This is a genomic window from Pseudomonas sp. MF6751, from assembly GCF_016613265.1.
Taxonomy (GTDB): Bacteria; Pseudomonadota; Gammaproteobacteria; order Pseudomonadales; family Pseudomonadaceae; genus Aquipseudomonas; species Aquipseudomonas fluorescens_BV.
Genome location: NZ_JAENSV010000094.1, coordinates 1 through 1448, shown reverse-complemented (window position 1 = coordinate 1448; position 1448 = coordinate 1). Strand labels below are relative to the sequence as shown.

1 protein-coding gene is annotated in these 1448 nt (G+C 51.5%); it reads left to right on the top strand.

Annotated features, from left to right (window positions below):
• Positions 1-41: 41 nt before the first annotated feature.
• Positions 42-1414, top strand: a protein-coding gene (locus JJD66_RS27860) for an IS3 family transposase (protein WP_200649527.1) whose coding sequence is annotated in 2 segments (ribosomal slippage) — positions 42-513 and positions 513-1414 — 1374 coding nt in all. Because the reading frame shifts where the segments join, the coding sequence is not laid out codon by codon here.
• Positions 1415-1448 lie beyond the last annotated feature (34 nt).

The following is a 1448-nucleotide window of genomic DNA, read 5'->3' as shown; positions in this document are numbered from 1 at the left end:
TGAACTGACCCCCAAAGGTTGGACACAACCTTGGGGGTGTCATGGGTAAGTACACAGAGCAAGCAAAACTCGCAGCCGTGCAGGACTATTGTTCCGGTAGCGCGGGTTTGAGGGATGTTGCACACCGTCACAATGTGGACTTTTCATCCCTTCGCCAGTGGGTCGCGGCCTATCAAGTGCATGGCGTTGCTGGGCTTAAAGAGAAAAAACTGCAGCGCTATAGCAACGACTTCAAACTGTCTGTTTTGAAACGTATGCGTGAGGAACAGCTGTCCTATCGGCAGACGGCGGCCTTGTTCGACATCCGTAAGTTCGACATCATCGGTCTCTGGGAACGCCGCTTTGATGAGGGCGGTTTTGATGCCCTTACCAAGCAGCCTAATAGAGCCGGACGTCCGAAAAAAATGCCGACCACCACTCCTCCTGTTCAACCCAGCTCAACCGATGACGAATCGCGCTCACGCGATGATTTGCTTGCCGAGGTGAAGCAGTTGCGGATGGAAAACGACTACCTAAAAAAGCTCGATGCCTTGGTTCAGGAGAAGAAACGAGTAGCGCAGCAGAAAAAGCGCAAATCGTAATAGGACTGAGGCCGCTGCATTCTCTCGAAAGCCTGCTGAAATTTGCCGGTTTGGCACGCAGCACCTTTTACTATCAGCAAAAGGCGCTGCAAGCGGCTGATAAGTATGCAGAACTGAAAGACAAGATTCGCTCGACGTTCGACGAGCACAAGGGCCGGTATGGCTATCGCCGCATAACGGCTGCTGTACGGAGCGCTGGTCATCTCGTCAATCACAAGGCTGTTCAGCGACTGATGGCGCAGCTTCAGCTCAAGAGCTTGGTGCGGGTGAAGAAATACAGGGCCTACAAGGGGGAGGTAGGCAAGGCAGCGCCTAATCTTTTGAAGCGTGTATTCGAAGCTCCGTCACCCAATCAAAAGTGGGTAACCGACGTTACAGAGTTCAAAGTTGGAGGTCAGAAGCTTTATCTATCTCCCGTTTTGGATCTGTACAACGGCGAAATCATTTCCTACGAGGTTGCCAGAAGACCGCTGTTCGATATGGTCGGGAAGATGCTCAAAGGTGCATTCAAGCGGCTTCAGCCGCATGAGAAACCGGTTTTGCACTCAGACCAGGGCTGGCAGTATCGAATGCCCATTTACCTGCGGGCTCTCAAAAAACGCTCCGTTACGCCGAGCATGTCGCGCAAGGGTAACTGCTATGACAACGCGGCCATGGAGAGTTTCTTCGGCACACTGAAGTCCGAATTTTTTTATCTGAACAAATTTAACGACCTGGATGAGCTTCACGCAGGCATCGACGAGTACATCCAGTATTACAATCACTCGCGTATCAGACTGAAGCTAAACGGCCTGAGTCCTGTTGAATACAGAATTCAGGCCGCTCAGGCATAGATAGAAAATCGTCCAACTTTGTGGGGTCAGTTCA